At 45.1% G+C, this 13,442-nt stretch carries 18 protein-coding genes and 1 tRNA gene; 5 read left to right on the top strand and 14 right to left on the bottom strand.

The features are described 5' to 3' along the window. Together VN379_RS13145 and VN379_RS13150 are read left to right on the top strand one after the other, a co-directional pair. Nucleotides 1-205 (top strand): hypothetical protein (locus tag VN379_RS13145; RefSeq protein WP_325534532.1); only part of this gene is annotated, 205 nt, incomplete at its 5' end. 158 nt (nucleotides 206-363) lie between these two features. Beyond that, nucleotides 364-600: a hypothetical protein gene (locus VN379_RS13150; protein WP_325534534.1), complete on the top strand. Its 237-nt coding sequence runs from the start codon at nucleotides 364-366 to the stop codon at nucleotides 598-600. A gap of 25 nt (nucleotides 601-625) precedes the next feature. On the opposite strand, the gene VN379_RS13155 is transcribed toward VN379_RS13150, so the two are convergent. The 11 genes from VN379_RS13155 to VN379_RS13205 form a co-directional block, all read right to left on the bottom strand. Continuing rightward, entirely contained in the window at nucleotides 626-838 is a 213-nt protein-coding gene (locus VN379_RS13155; protein WP_325534536.1) for a hypothetical protein, read from the bottom strand. A gap of 50 nt (nucleotides 839-888) precedes the next feature. Next, nucleotides 889-2,628, bottom strand: coding sequence for a SulP family inorganic anion transporter (locus VN379_RS13160; RefSeq protein WP_325534538.1), 1,740 nt, complete (start codon nucleotides 2,626-2,628; stop codon nucleotides 889-891). Nucleotides 2,629-2,836: 208 nt separating this feature from the next. Next, a complete protein-coding gene (atpC, locus tag VN379_RS13165; RefSeq protein WP_325534540.1) occupies nucleotides 2,837-3,085 on the bottom strand; it encodes an ATP synthase F1 subunit epsilon in 249 nt (82 codons plus the stop codon). Then, on the bottom strand, nucleotides 3,085-4,497 hold the full coding sequence (gene atpD, locus VN379_RS13170; RefSeq protein ID WP_325534542.1) for a F0F1 ATP synthase subunit beta: 1,413 nt from the start codon (nucleotides 4,495-4,497) through the stop codon (nucleotides 3,085-3,087). The genes atpC and atpD overlap by 1 nt, the downstream gene beginning before the upstream one ends. 13 nt (nucleotides 4,498-4,510) lie before the next feature. Further along, on the bottom strand, nucleotides 4,511-5,362 hold the full coding sequence (gene atpG / locus VN379_RS13175) for an ATP synthase F1 subunit gamma (protein WP_325534544.1): 852 nt from the start codon (nucleotides 5,360-5,362) through the stop codon (nucleotides 4,511-4,513). 4 nt (nucleotides 5,363-5,366) lie between these two features. Beyond that, a complete protein-coding gene (atpA, locus tag VN379_RS13180) occupies nucleotides 5,367-6,875 on the bottom strand; it encodes a F0F1 ATP synthase subunit alpha (RefSeq protein WP_325534546.1) in 1,509 nt (502 codons plus the stop codon). Then, nucleotides 6,872-7,438, bottom strand: a complete 567-nt coding sequence (gene atpH, locus VN379_RS13185) for an ATP synthase F1 subunit delta (protein ID WP_325534548.1) — start codon at nucleotides 7,436-7,438, stop codon at nucleotides 6,872-6,874. The genes atpA and atpH overlap by 4 nt, the downstream gene beginning before the upstream one ends. Further along, nucleotides 7,435-7,935 (bottom strand): F0F1 ATP synthase subunit B, encoded by a 501-nt coding sequence (atpF, locus tag VN379_RS13190; RefSeq protein WP_325534550.1) that lies wholly within the window; start codon nucleotides 7,933-7,935, stop codon nucleotides 7,435-7,437. Before atpF ends, atpH begins: the two co-directional genes overlap by 4 nt. Before the next feature lie 66 nt (nucleotides 7,936-8,001). Further along, nucleotides 8,002-8,253, bottom strand: a complete 252-nt coding sequence (atpE, locus tag VN379_RS13195) for a F0F1 ATP synthase subunit C (RefSeq protein ID WP_325522615.1) — start codon at nucleotides 8,251-8,253, stop codon at nucleotides 8,002-8,004. A gap of 2 nt (nucleotides 8,254-8,255) precedes the next feature. Next, complete coding sequence (gene atpB, locus VN379_RS13200; protein WP_325534551.1) at nucleotides 8,256-8,948, bottom strand: F0F1 ATP synthase subunit A; 693 nt, start codon at nucleotides 8,946-8,948, stop codon at nucleotides 8,256-8,258. A 21-nt stretch (nucleotides 8,949-8,969) separates the two neighbouring features. Then, entirely contained in the window at nucleotides 8,970-9,377 is a 408-nt protein-coding gene (locus VN379_RS13205; RefSeq protein ID WP_325534553.1) for an ATP synthase subunit I, read from the bottom strand. A 209-nt stretch (nucleotides 9,378-9,586) separates the two neighbouring features. On the opposite strand from VN379_RS13205, the gene VN379_RS13210 reads away from it, so the two are divergent. The 3 genes from VN379_RS13210 to VN379_RS13220 all read left to right on the top strand — a co-directional run bounded on the left by VN379_RS13210 (nucleotide 9,587) and on the right by VN379_RS13220 (nucleotide 11,053). After that, entirely contained in the window at nucleotides 9,587-9,955 is a 369-nt protein-coding gene (locus VN379_RS13210) for a helix-turn-helix transcriptional regulator (RefSeq protein ID WP_325534555.1), read from the top strand. A gap of 484 nt (nucleotides 9,956-10,439) precedes the next feature. After that, nucleotides 10,440-10,787, top strand: a complete 348-nt coding sequence (locus VN379_RS13215; protein ID WP_325534557.1) for an ASCH domain-containing protein — start codon at nucleotides 10,440-10,442, stop codon at nucleotides 10,785-10,787. Nucleotides 10,788-10,909: 122 nt separating this feature from the next. Next, nucleotides 10,910-11,053 (top strand): hypothetical protein, encoded by a 144-nt coding sequence (locus VN379_RS13220; protein ID WP_325534559.1) that lies wholly within the window; start codon nucleotides 10,910-10,912, stop codon nucleotides 11,051-11,053. Between the two features lie 354 nt (nucleotides 11,054-11,407). Here VN379_RS13220 and VN379_RS13225 read toward each other — a convergent pair. The 3 genes from VN379_RS13225 to nrdD all read right to left on the bottom strand — a co-directional run bounded on the left by VN379_RS13225 (nucleotide 11,408) and on the right by nrdD (nucleotide 13,164). Continuing rightward, a tRNA-Thr gene (locus VN379_RS13225) sits at nucleotides 11,408-11,483 on the bottom strand. A 59-nt stretch (nucleotides 11,484-11,542) separates the two neighbouring features. Next, entirely contained in the window at nucleotides 11,543-12,793 is a 1,251-nt protein-coding gene (locus VN379_RS13230; protein WP_325534561.1) for an HD domain-containing phosphohydrolase, read from the bottom strand. Between the two features lie 98 nt (nucleotides 12,794-12,891). Next, nucleotides 12,892-13,164 carry an anaerobic ribonucleoside-triphosphate reductase gene (gene nrdD / locus VN379_RS13235; protein WP_325534563.1) on the bottom strand — a complete coding sequence of 91 codons (273 nt, stop codon included), beginning with the start codon at nucleotides 13,162-13,164 and terminating at the stop codon, nucleotides 12,892-12,894. Nucleotides 13,165-13,442 lie beyond the last annotated feature (278 nt).

Consider the following 13,442-nt stretch of genomic DNA (forward strand, 5'->3'; position numbering starts at 1 on the left):
ATTCAACATTGGGTGGTATAATTATCCAAAAAAGGGAATAATAGAATTGGAGGTGAGTGGAATGGGTTTTAAAGATCTACCAGGCGGCTCAAGCGCCAAACAAGGTCAATCCGCCGCTGACAAAACCACAGCTCAGCAAGCTCCGGCTGCTAACGCTGTCCTTCAAAAACAAGAGTCTCTTACCAACACCAAATCTCCCCAATAACCCCCTTTATAATAATAGAGCGGCTAATGTCGCTCTATTATTATTTCTAAAAACTACCTTATGCAACAAATTTTTATACAGGGTTGCTGCAAGGATTTTTCATTGAAATCAAAAGTTTGGAGAAACTATAGATAACCTTAAGAACAAGGAGGGATTGGATGAAAAAACTTATTCCAGGAATGTTTTCCAGTGTGACAGATGCCGAATTGATGCTGGCCACTACCGGCTATGTTGATGATGCACCCGAAAACGAAACAGATAAGTTTAGCGACAATGGCGGTGACAACAGCCTGTCCCGTGCCGAAATCAATTCCTCAATTATTTCCAAATCGACTGCTAATGAAGCGTCTTACCGGGATGCAATGGAAGAAGGATTAGATGATTCCCTTAGATAGCAATAGTAAAAAATCCCTGCAGGTATTAATCCTGCGGGGATTTTTTCATTAGCAAACCGATCCGGAAGGAAATGTCGTGATATACACTAATAATCATCGGATTAATTCTCTCTAAATCACACGGCGCCAGTTGCGACAGCCGGTACCGCTCTTCCATCATATTGAGCAATTGATTTAGCCGCTTAACATCCTCATCTGCTATTTCCATCTGTTCCCGGTACCAATTCATTCCACACATACTTCCGGCCTCCTTTTCTTATTATTTCGCGGGCAGAAAAGGCGAATCCTCTAGGCCGGAACATCATCAGCGGTCACAACCGCACTTTTAGAAATACAGCCTTCGAAGATCCGCTCACGGCACCGCAGGCAGCTATCTTTATTGACATGCTCCAACGCATAAGCAATAGCATGCTCTGTATGCTCAAAAAATCTATCCTTCCCAATTGTCTCTGCCAAGCCTGTCATGTTCAAGATTTTTTCCGGTTGTTCGTTAAGGCCGGAAATCAATACCATCATCCCGCGCTTTTGCAGACTATTCACAATGGTACGCAAGTGGTCTTCGCCGGTCAGGTCCATAAAGGGCACCTTGCTAAGACGGAGGACGACAATCTTAGGACTATACTGAATCGTATCCATTATACTCTGGGAAAACATCTGAGCGGCCCCAAAGAACAGAGGCCCTTCAATACTAAAAATGCTTATCTGCGGGCAATCATGGGTATCCATTCGATCCTGAGCCGCTACTTTGGTTAAATGGTTTTCCGGGTTAGGCAGGACTTTGGTTACAACCAGAATTTCGCTCATACGTTTTACAAAAATCACCATAGCCAGTAACAGCCCGACCTCAACGGCCACTGTCAGGTTAGCGAGTACAGTAAGAAGAAATGTGACAACAAGGACACTGGCACTATTGGACCTGGTTTTTAGGATGGCAATAAAGGCATGATGTTCGCTCATATTATATGCAACAAGCATCAGCACCGGTGCCATGCTGGCAAGGGGGATAGCCCCGGCATAAGGTGCCAGAACGAGGAGTGTTGCCAGGACGAACAAAGCGGACAGTATAACCGAATAGCGGGTAACTGCTCCACTCTTAATATTGGTAGCAGTCCGGGCAATAGCCCCGGTGGCCGGAATGCCGCCAAAGAGTGGTGTCACGATATTGGCAATCCCCTGCCCAATCAACTCCCGGTTGCTATTATGACGCGTCCCAGTCATACCGTCGGCCACAACGGCCGAAAGCAGCGATTCAATCGCTCCAAGCATGGCAATAGTAAAGGCAGGACGGGCTAGCTGCTCAAGCTTATCTATAGTAATTACCGGAAACGAAAACTGCGGCAAAGTGCCCGGTATACCACCGAAAGTCGTAGAGATAGTAGCCACTTGTCCCGGATACACGAGCGTCGCAAGTGCCGTCGTGGCTAGTAGTCCGACAAGCGAACCGGGGATCTTAGGCAGGAAACGCGGCGTTAGCAAGATAAGTGCTAAGCAGACTACAGCCGTTAATACACTATATGGATTAATTGTATCAAGATGTATCAGGATATCCCGCATACTGTCAACAAAGCCTTCATGACCATGTACCTCTGTTAAACCGAGAAAATTTGCGATTTGACCTGTAAAAATATTAATCGCAATACCTGCAGTAAACCCGATTGTGACCGGGCGGGGGATAAACTTGATCAGTGTGCCCATTTTTAGCAGACCCATAACAACTAGAATTACACCTGCCAGCAGGCCGGCAAGCAGCAGGTTTTCATACCCGTGAATCAGTACAATCGACAGTAATATGGGGATAAAGGCACCGGTTGGCCCGGTAACCTGATACCTGCTCCCACCAAATAGAGAAGCCAACACAGCGGCAATAATAGTCGTGTATATCCCATACTCAGGCTTAACACCTGCAGCAATAGCAAAAGCCATTGCCAGCGGCAGTGAGATTACACCGACAGTAAGCCCAGACATTAAATCTTTCTGGAAATGCCTTGAACAATAGCGTTTTAGTGGTACTTTTAGAGTGCGTAGCATGGAATATTCCCTTCTGCGATCATTGTATCAAATTAATTATAAACCTTTATTTGCATTATGTAAATTTCTTCATCCACCATATCAGCGGATTAAAATGGAATAAACAGCGTTTTACGGTGTTAGCTTTCATTAGCCAACTCAAGCTGCCAAATAAATAAGCAAAGGCCCAACTCCGCCCCAGCTTTGAGTTAGCCTTTGCATAATTGACCTAAGGATCAGTTAATATAGTAACCATCTCAGGCTTAACCAGCATAATTCCGCCTGTTATTATAATCTGCTGCTCTCCCTCGTCATTCAGAATCCTTACCGGTCTGGCATCAAGCAGTGCCACCAGGGGGAAGTGCCCAGGCAGAATGCCCAATTCACCGGTTGTGGCCCGGGCGATTATCATCCGGACATCCCGCCCGAATATCTTACGTTCAGGGCTAACGACCTCCAAGAGCAGCGTCTTACTCATTACCAGCTCCCCCTCCCAGCTGCCGCTTTTTCCACAACCTCGTCAATGGTTCCCACCATATAAAAAGCACTTTCAGGCAGGTCATCATACTTACCACTTAAGATTTCCTTAAAGCCACGTACGGTTTCTTTGAGTGATACATATTTACCGGCTGTTCCGGTAAAGGCCTCGGCAACAAAAAATGGCTGGCTAAGAAAACGCTGTACCTTTCTGGCACGGGCAACAACAACCTTATCCTCTTCCGACAACTCCTCCATACCAAGAATTGCAATAATGTCCTGAAGTTCTTTATAGCGCTGCAGAATCTCCTGGACAGCACGGGCAACACCGTAATGCTCATCACCAATAACAAACGGTGCCAGGATACGGGAGGTAGAGTCAAGCGGATCAACAGCCGGATAGATCCCTAACTCTGCAATTTGCCGGGACAATACAGTAGTAGCGTCAAGATGCGCAAATGTAGCCGCCGGCGCCGGATCTGTTAAGTCATCGGCCGGGACATAAACAGCCTGCACTGATGTTACCGACCCTTTTTTAGTGGAGGTAATACGCTCCTGAAGTGTTCCCACATCGGTTCCAAGCGTAGGCTGGTAGCCTACTGCCGAAGGCATACGCCCTAATAAAGCTGAGACCTCAGACCCGGCCTGGATAAAACGGAATATATTATCAATAAAGAGCAATACGTCCTGTCCGGCCACATCACGAAAGTACTCAGCCATGGTCAGTCCGGTCAGCCCCACCCGCATTCTGGCACCAGGCGGTTCATTCATTTGCCCATATACTAACGCGGTTTTGTTAATAACCCCTGACTCCATCATTTCACGCCATAGCTCATTGCCTTCGCGGGTACGTTCACCTACGCCTGCGAAAACCGAAAAACCACCATGCTCTGTAGCGATATTGCGGATTAATTCCATAATCAGGACAGTCTTGCCGACCCCGGCCCCGCCGAATAAGCCTATTTTCCCCCCGCGAGCGTAGGGTGCAATAAGGTCAACCACCTTAATACCGGTCTCCAATATCTCAGTAGCTGTTTCTTGTTCGACAAACGCCGGGGCCGGGCGATGTATCGGCCAATATTCGCTGGCTTTTACCGGTGCCGGATTATTATCGACCGTTTCGCCCAACACATTAAATATCCGGCCTAATGTACCTTCTCCCACAGGTACAGTAATTGGCGCTCCGGTATCTGCTGCGAGCATACCACGCACCAGCCCGTCAGTAGATGACATAGCTACACAGCGAACAACATTATCCCCCAAATGCTGCATAACCTCTACTGTCAGCTTAATGTCATGACCTGCGGCTTTACCAGTAATCTTTACTGCATTATTAACAGATGGCAATTGGTCCTGCGGAAACTCGATATCCACAACTGGTCCAATCACTTGTTTTACCTGTCCGCTCGCCATGAGCTCCCTCCTCTCACCGTAGCGCCTCAGCGCCACCAACAATCTCGGATATTTCCCGCGTTATGTTTGCTTGGCGTACCTTGTTATATTCAAGCACCAGCTGACTAATAAGATCCTGGGCATTTTCGGTAGCTAAGCTCATGGCGTTTAACCGCGACGCAACTTCACTTGCCGCCGAGTTAACAAGCCCCCTGTAAACCACAGCCTCAATCCATTTTGTTGCTACCGCTTCAAGCACATTGGCTAACGACGGCTCATATATTTGGGGTATCACCCGGGTCTTTATTGTAACTGGACTCGCTAAACTAACCGGCAGGATGCACTCGGATACCACCTGCTGCACAGCCGGAGAACAAAACCTGGTATATATTATGTAGACCTTGTCATAATTTCCAGCTAGGTACATACCAATAGCCTTTGCTGTAATCTCAAGTGCAGACTGGTAGTCCGGTCTCTCAGAAATACCGGTATAGGCTTGGTCAATGCACACCTTACGGCGCTGAAAGTAGTCTCTTGCTTTTCTACCAACAACCATTAGACCAGCATTGTGGCCGGCAATATGTCGTTGTACCGCCTTAGCCAGGTTACTGTTATAGGATCCTGCCAGCCCCTTATCAGCACCAATAACAATATAGCCGGTTCGGGTTGGCTCACGTTCTAAAAACAGGGGACTAGCTATATCTTCGCCGCTAAGCAGGATGTCGCTCAAGGCTGCTGTCAGCCCCTCATAATAAGGCATACTCTCTTTAACCCGTTCCTGTGCTTTGCGCAGACGTACGGCAGCAACCATTTTCATCGCCTGAGTTATTTTCTGAATGTTTTTCACACCCCTAATCCGGCGGCGTAAATCCAATGCATTTGCCATGGCGTTACCTCGCCATAAATGAATCTTTAAACTGTAATATCGTCTTTTTCAGTAAATCTTCCGTTTCAACTTCAATAATTTTTTTCTCTTTTATCCCCCCGCAAATTGAGGGAAATGCCCGGATATATTGGAGAAATTCCTGTTCAAATTTGCCAACAAACTGGACAGGTATATCATCCAGGTATCCATTAACACCCAGATATATGGCAATTACCTGTTCCTCAATCGCCATCGGTTTATATTGCGGCTGCTTTAGCAATTCAGTCATCCTTTTACCGCGCTCTAACAGATCTCTGGTTCCTTTATCCAAATCAGAGCCAAACTGGGCAAAAGCCGCCAATTCGCGATACTGAGCCAAATCCAGGCGCAGCCGGCCTGCTACCTGCTTGGTGGCTTTTACCTGGGCCGAACCACCCACCCGCGATACAGAAAGCCCCACGTTGATAGCAGGGCGGGTACCTGCATAAAACAGCTCACTTTCCAGAATAATCTGACCATCAGTAATTGAGATTACATTTGTCGGGATATATGCAGCTACATCGCCTGCCAACGTTTCAATGACAGGCAAGGCCGTCAAAGAACCACCACCCAACTCAGCCGATAGTTTAGCTGCCCGTTCCAGCAGGCGCGAATGCAGATAAAACACATCACCCGGATAGGCTTCGCGTCCGGGCGGACGCCTAAGCAGCAGCGACATAGCCCGATAGGCTGCCGCGTGTTTGGACAAGTCATCATACACGCACAGCACGTGCCGCCCCTGATACATAAAGTGCTCGCCAATCGTTACACCGGTATAGGGGGCCAGATACTGCAGGGGCGCACTATCTGAGGCAGTTGCAACAACGACGATAGTGTGTTCCATTGCGCCATGGTCTTCCAGTGTCTTGACAACCCGGGCAACTGTTGAGGCCTTTTGGCCGACAGCGACATAAATACAGATTACGTCCCCACCCTTTTGGTTCAAAATAGCATCAATCGCAATCGCCGTTTTGCCTGTACCCCGATCCCCAATGATCAGTTCCCGTTGTCCCCGCCCAATAGGTACCATGCAATCAATTGCTTTAATCCCTGTCTGCAGCGGTTCTTTTACCGGCTGTCGATCTGCAATGCCAGGCGCTCGCCGTTCAATCGGCCTGGACGCGGCAGTGGGTATAGGGCCTTTCCCATCAATGGGACGTCCTAAAGCATCAACAACTCTCCCAATAAGCGCCTCGCCTGTTGGTACCTCCATAATCCTGTCAGTTCGCCTGACTATACAGCCTTCGTGGACACGCACTTCATCTCCCAACAAAACAGCGCCGACATTATCCTCCTCTAGATTTAGGGCCATACCATAAACCCCGTCTCCAAAGTCCAGAAGCTCCCCGGCCATAGCCTTGTCCAAGCCATGTAACCGGGCAATACCATCGCCAACCTCTATGACCATGCCGATTTCATCCACATTATCTTGAATTTTATACTGCTGTATCTGTTCCTGGATAATTGCCGAAATCTCCTCAGGGCGTATTTTCATAGTGAGTTAATCACCTCACTTCGATTAACTATTTGCTGCAAAATATGTTTTTTCATATTTGCCAGCTTAGCAACTACGCTACTGTCAATCCGCTTATCGCCAATCTGGATAATCAAGCCGCCTAAAATTCGGTGATCCACACGCGGGTTCAACTCAATTTCAGTTCCTGTCACAGCAGCAAGCCGCGCTGTTAATTGCTCCCGGTCTTCATCTGCTAAGGGGATAGCAGTAACAATCTCGACCTCTACTATATTGCTGGTCTTTTTCACCAGTACTCTATAAGCCTTAATAATCTCAGGCAGCATATCAGTACGACGCTTATCAATCAGATGACACAAGAAGTTCAGAACAAATTCTGATATATAAGAACCAAACACATGCACTGTCGCCTCTTTCTTAGCAGCAGTTGTCACGCCGGGATTAGCAAAAAATATACGAACTTCGGTTGTGGCTAACGCCTGTTCTACAAGCGTCAGCTCTTGCTCAGCCTCCCAGAGAATCTTCTGGTCAACCGCCAGTCGAAAAAACGCTTGGGCATACCGTCTTGCTAAGCGTACCTTCATACTAGCTCACCATACTTTTCTTTAGTAAGCTCCTTGATGAAATTGTGCACTAGCCGGGTATTGGTTTCTATATCCAAATTTTTCTCAATGATTTTTTCGGCGGCGGCAATTGCCATAGAGGCCACTTCTGTACGCAGGTTATTCATAACCTGCTGATATTCCCGTTCAAGCTCCGCCTGTGTCTCCTTCAACAGCCGGGTGTTCTCTTCCCAGGCCTGCTCCACAATAATATCTCTAGACTTCTCCCCTAGTTTAATGGCCTCATCGATGATAGACCGGGCCTGAATACGGGCATCTATAATCTGACCTTCACTTTCTTGTTTCATAGCGATTGCTAACGCCCGCTCACGCTCGGCATCCTCCAGGCTTTTTGCGATAAAGGCCCGTCGTTCTTCCAAGGCCGCCATAATAGGCCGATAAGCAATCCTGGTTAAGATTGCAACAAGTATCAGGAAATTAATAATCTGAGCCACTAATGTTGCATTAAGGTCGATCAAGTACATCCCTCCCTTCCGGTTGTGGAGCAGGCGTCTGGTAGAGCTTAGCTACCAGGCGCCTCTTATTTATTTTAAAAAGGGATTGGTAAATATCAATACAATTGCTATAACTGCTGCAATGATAGGAATTGACTCAATCAGACCAACGGAAATTAGCATCGTAACCATTATCGAATTCTTTGCCTCTGGCTGACGGGCAATACTTTCAATGGCTTTGGCTGTCACTTGCCCATCGCCTGTCGCTGCACCGAAGGCGGCTAAACCCACAACCAAGGCGGCGGCAATTACCGAAGCCGCAATAATAATCGCGTGTTCCACTGTCACCCCTCCTTTTCCTCATGATGATGTTCTTCCAAGGAATTACTCAGATAGGACATCGAAAGCATGGTAAAGATCAGTGCTTGAATAATACCGACAAATACGCTGAATGCGAGCCATAATGTCGGCGCCACGAAGGGCACCAGGATACCCAGAATTACGATTAGAATCTCGCCTGCCAGAATGTTACCAAAAAGACGGAACGATAGAGTGACTGGTTTAGCTATTTCCTCAATGATGTTTATTGGTAAAAACAGGATATTAGGCTGAACAAAATGTTTGAAATGAACCAGGAACCCTTTGGTCTTAACGCCATACGCATGAACAATAATTACAATCATTAATGCCAACCCTAGTGTTGTATTAATATCATTGGTTGGTGAAGTAAAGCCTGGTATCAACCCTAACCAGTTAGCAATAAGCAAGAACAGAAAAAGCGTAATAATGAGTGGCGCAACCTTGCGGCCATTAGGCCCAATGGTCGAATCAATCTGGGCTAGCAGACCTTCAATAACCAGTTCCACGAAGTTCTGCCAGCCGCAGGGTACAAGCGTCCAGCTTCTCCGGACCAGCAACGAACCAAAGACAAGAATAGCCATCGTCAGCCAAGTCATGTACAAAGTATCAATATTGAACGTCAATCCTGCCAGAACCGCTAGTTTATGCCCACCTATCTCAGCCCCGCCGTGGCCCATATTTTTTTACACCTCCTCATATCACGCTTTTTTGGCGTCCTCTATTTGCTTAAGAACAAGAAGCATCCCGTTTATAAACAGGATAACCGGCATAGTGAAGAATCCTGCTACAAATGCCAAAATGTCAACTTGCAAAAAATGACTGATGGCTACAAGGACCAAGACCATCGCTCCGAGACGAATAATCCAACCCCCCCGGATGTGTTCAATTGCTTGCTTTTTGGACAATACCTGGACATTCTCAACCTGACGATAAAGATACAGAAAGTACATTGAGCCTGTTACTAATCCGATAAGTAATCCGGTCGTCGCCTGTAATGTGCAGTAAACATAAGCAAGCGGGCATAGGATTGTTCCAATAAGCGCAATTTGCGCCAACATAGTTCTGACTTTAAGCTCATAGTTTCTCATACATGCGGCCTTAGCCATCCCACCTTTTATTTTTTTCCCCCCTAGATGAATGACCCCTAAACCCAGTGCCGCTACCGTCCTAGTTCAATATATATGACACATAGTCATATATATGACTGTTTTTGTACTTGTACGGCTAAATATATGACAATATGTCAGTAGAATATTTTCCAGTATTATGTAATAATGTTTTATGAGATATTCTAAAGGGGCCAGGAGGAATACTAATGAAGTTTGGTGATAAAGTACGATGCGTGCGCGAGAAATTTTCTCTAACTACCGAGCAACTAGCCAAACTGTTAAATGTAACTCAATCATATATATCGCATGTTGAAAACAACCGCCGCCAGCTAGGTAGAGACAAAATTGTGTTATTAGCCAGAGAGTTACACATCCCTGTCGAATTCTTTCTCCGCGATGATGTGGAAACATTAGAAGAAATTGAAATAAATGATAAGTTAAAATCAATGTTAACAGACGAAAGATATCTTAATTATTTCGTCATAGTGGACAAAGCAGTCGCAGCTCATATTAGCCCTGAGGAATTGGAACAGGCTATCGAGTTTATCAAAAGATACAAAAGAACACAGGGTTAATGAACCCTGTGTTCTTTAATGAAATCGCCCTCGTATTTTGGGTCAACTAAATAGATTCCGCATAGGTAGCACCATTTGACTTTCCCTAGCCACTCATATAATATGTATTTCGCCCGATAACTTTCCTGAGCCTTATCAAACTCATGCCGCGTGCGCGCATCCGTAAGACTGTTGCAATCTTGCATAACAGACACCTCCATACCCGTAAGACTTATCTGGTCTGAGGGACTTGGTCTGTTTCAAACCGGTTTTTCAATAATCTATATTCATATTGTCCATTTGTATGCATGTCTCTGGGTGAATTTGCCCAATATTTCGAATATGATTAGAACTATCCACTTCACTACAATACCCACTGAGCCTTCTATAATTAAAACTCAATAATCGAACCTGTTATTCCTATTAGAACATGCAGGATTTTGTACACCGATAAAGAAAATGTTAAGTACGTGAGTTCACAACTGGAAAACGAGGAGGGGTTCTTATGTTTGCACTTAACTTTATATCGTCACATAATGAAAAATTATTGATTGCTCGTCAAAAAAGCGCTACAATTCGTTTAGGAGATATACGGGATACTTATCCTGAAAATTCCATCGTCTGGATTACATTCGGAAGCAAATACGGCGCCAAGAAACAACTGTATAAAGCGATCATAGACAAAGCCCTCACCAAAAAATTTTGTGACCTGACTACCAAAGAATTGATTCATCAAAATCCTTCTATCACAACTGTAGACGAACTGATTCGAACATTCGAATCCATATATGAAAAACAAATCCATGCCGATGATACCGTTACAGTGATTCACTTTTCAGAAGTAGTGGAGTAATAAGCAAATACAGGCAGCAATCTTACCTAGTATAGTAACATGAGCTTCAAATGAAAAACCAACAGCATATTTAGATTATTCGGACTGGTACAGGGAAATACTTTACATATGGAGGTGATTATATGGGTAAGATTTCTGATAAAAGCAGCTATAAGAATATGAAAACTGCAGTAAAAAGCTCCCAGTTTTTTATTGATAAACAAGCGGCAAAGAATTTAAAAGCTAAACAACAAAAGAGTGGTGCTACAGATAGTAGTGAGTCATAGGCAGCTTCACTGGTACAGTCCCAACTCGCCCTCACAGAGCCGTAAGATTTAAGTTTCTATGAATTTTCTCAAAAACCTGTTTAAAACGTATGTTTTGAACAGGTTTTTATTGTTCAAATATAAACCAATATTTTTATAGCACATTAGCAATTTCTCTAGTTTATTAGCAACTCACATCTACGTTAACATGCAAAATGGTTCTGCCCAATAGGGCGAGAACCCATTAGAATTATGATAAACGGATAATGGTAAGAGTAGCCCCTACCCCCGGTGAAAAACCGACTGTGAGACCTAAGATACCAGAATTAATATACAAAAAAGACCCCCGAGATATCCTCGAGAGCCTTGATTCCCTGGAGCCGATAGCAGGATTCGAACCTGTGACCCTCTCATTACGAATGAGATGCTCTACCAGCTGAGCTATACCGGCAAATTGACAATATCATTTTAGCCTACTCCTGCAACAATGTCAAGAATCGGCTGCTTCCATCAGGATTGCTCTATTGACCAGCTCATTTCCCCGATTTGATTGATCAGTGCCCCTAAGCTCACCCCATCACTAAATAGATCAGCCACAACACAGCCATCAATCTTGCGATTATCCACCATTCCCCGCATAATCTTTTCAATATCCTGTACCGTGAGTGGCCCCCGGTAAGGACGATTCTCGCTTAATGCAACAAAAACATCGGCAACACTGACCATCCTGGAGCCTAACCGCAATGAATCCCCCGGCACACGAAAAGGATAACCTGAGCCATCCAGAGTTTCATGGTGAAAAGCCGCCCATTCGGCAACTGTAGAAAAGCCGTCAATTTGCTCAAGTATCCGGTATGTATAGTAGGGATGCTGTTTGATAATTGAGAACTCTCTTTCGGTAAGTTTCCCGGACTTCTCCAGTACATCATTAGGTATTGATAGTTTGCCTAGATCATGAAATAAACCTGCGATTTTCATCAACTTTACTTCTTCCAGGCTATAACCTTTCGCTTTTGCCAGGAAAGCCGATACCATGGCAACACTCCGGGAATGCATACCTGTAAAGCGGCTAGTCCGGTCAATGATAGTCGCAAAAATTTCACCAATATTGACAATATCATCAATATTAAACACCATGCGGCCATAAGCATCGATCTGTCTAAAGAAGTTTTGATAATAGTGGGGATTGGTTAAATCAAGCCAAAAACTCTCCTGGCGGGCAAATTCATGCAATGCTTTGACCAAATTGGGATCAAAGTAGCTGCCACTTAGGTCTCTAATTGCGGATAGAATATCAGGACGCTGCTCAAATATGTAGACTTTATCCCGCAGCAGTATTTCTAAACGGTCTGCTAGGTTTATTATCCGGCTGGTTATCGGAATATCCTTGCCAGCAAGTCCGTACGGATTAGAACCATCCCAATTATCATGATGGTGCCGGATGCTCTCCGCCAGCATACTAAACTGTGGTGAATCTTTTAGTAACTGGTAGCCGGCTTCTGCGTGCTGATGAATATCATCGCCAACCTTAAAGGTATGCAGTTTCTTTTTCTCCGACCAGTTGGAAGCAGCACCAATATCATGTAATAATGAGGCATATACCAGTATCTGTCGCTGCGAATCATCTAACTTAATCTGTTCGGCAATCCGATTGGCAATAAGCGCCGTCCGCCAATGGTGCCGGGACAAACCATCTGTTGACAACTCCAACGCAATGGATAAGGCACTTACTAGATTACTAGGGTGGATATTAAATAACATATGCTCCGCTCCCTATATGTAAAAAACTACCCCGGCAATAAACTCCCCTAACATTGCCGAGGAATAATTAATCTGTATTTATTTATACTCATCCGCCTTTAGATATGTGATCGGCGATCAGACAGCTCGGCCTGTTTAGCAGAGTTAAAACGGTCTTCGGTACTAAGGTAACCGGTAATCCGGCGCACCCGCTTAATGGGGGAACGCTCGACGGCTTTGACAACAATCTCCTCACCCTCTATTTTTAATTGTACCTCTCCTAGCTCTTTACCCTTCCGGTTCCATAACTGGATTTCTTCCTCAATAATAGACCGAATTTCTTCTTCAGTAATTCCGGCTTCTGTTACAACCTTAACACCTTCGATGATCATATATATTCCTCCATTTAACAGTTACTTTAATAATAATCGTTGCTAAATAATAGTCAATAGAACTTTTGTCCCTTTAATTACCTTCCCACCCCGAGTATTAACCCTGTCCATACTCGAATGATTGCAGTTTCCCTGCAATATGGCAAACTTAGATACTCGTTCAGCAAGTCTGATCCCAGGACGTTTATCACGCGATTTACTCCTGTTCTTAAATTAAACTAAATAAAAAATCAGATTCTCTGTTGAGAATCTGATTTTTTTGTGGAGCGGACGACGAG

The organism is Sporomusa sp., from assembly GCF_035561255.1.
In the GTDB taxonomy this organism is placed as follows: Bacteria; Bacillota; Negativicutes; order Sporomusales; family Sporomusaceae; genus Sporomusa.

What these genes read in the sequence shown, in the direction of transcription:
- VN379_RS13230 (WP_325534561.1), bottom strand. Translation starts at nt 12,793, where the DNA reads ATGTTATTTAATATCCACCCTAGTAATCTAGTAAGTGCCTTATCCATT.
- atpC (WP_325534540.1), bottom strand. Translation starts at nt 3,085, where the DNA reads ATGAGTAAGACGCTGCTCTTGGAGGTCGTTAGCCCTGAACGTAAGATA.
- VN379_RS13155 (WP_325534536.1), bottom strand. Translation starts at nt 838, where the DNA reads ATGTGTGGAATGAATTGGTACCGGGAACAGATGGAAATAGCAGATGAG.
- VN379_RS13205 (WP_325534553.1), bottom strand. Translation starts at nt 9,377, where the DNA reads ATGGCTAAGGCCGCATGTATGAGAAACTATGAGCTTAAAGTCAGAACT.
- VN379_RS13150 (WP_325534534.1), top strand. Translation starts at nt 364, where the DNA reads ATGAAAAAACTTATTCCAGGAATGTTTTCCAGTGTGACAGATGCCGAA.
- atpA (WP_325534546.1), bottom strand. Translation starts at nt 6,875, where the DNA reads ATGAAAATACGCCCTGAGGAGATTTCGGCAATTATCCAGGAACAGATA.
- atpG (WP_325534544.1), bottom strand. Translation starts at nt 5,362, where the DNA reads ATGGCAAATGCATTGGATTTACGCCGCCGGATTAGGGGTGTGAAAAAC.
- VN379_RS13210 (WP_325534555.1), top strand. Translation starts at nt 9,587, where the DNA reads ATGAAGTTTGGTGATAAAGTACGATGCGTGCGCGAGAAATTTTCTCTA.
- VN379_RS13160 (WP_325534538.1), bottom strand. Translation starts at nt 2,628, where the DNA reads ATGCTACGCACTCTAAAAGTACCACTAAAACGCTATTGTTCAAGGCAT.
- atpD (WP_325534542.1), bottom strand. Translation starts at nt 4,497, where the DNA reads ATGGCGAGCGGACAGGTAAAACAAGTGATTGGACCAGTTGTGGATATC.
- atpB (WP_325534551.1), bottom strand. Translation starts at nt 8,948, where the DNA reads ATGGGCCACGGCGGGGCTGAGATAGGTGGGCATAAACTAGCGGTTCTG.
- nrdD (WP_325534563.1), bottom strand. Translation starts at nt 13,164, where the DNA reads ATGATCATCGAAGGTGTTAAGGTTGTAACAGAAGCCGGAATTACTGAA.
- atpH (WP_325534548.1), bottom strand. Translation starts at nt 7,438, where the DNA reads ATGAAGGTACGCTTAGCAAGACGGTATGCCCAAGCGTTTTTTCGACTG.
- VN379_RS13220 (WP_325534559.1), top strand. Translation starts at nt 10,910, where the DNA reads ATGGGTAAGATTTCTGATAAAAGCAGCTATAAGAATATGAAAACTGCA.
- VN379_RS13215 (WP_325534557.1), top strand. Translation starts at nt 10,440, where the DNA reads ATGTTTGCACTTAACTTTATATCGTCACATAATGAAAAATTATTGATT.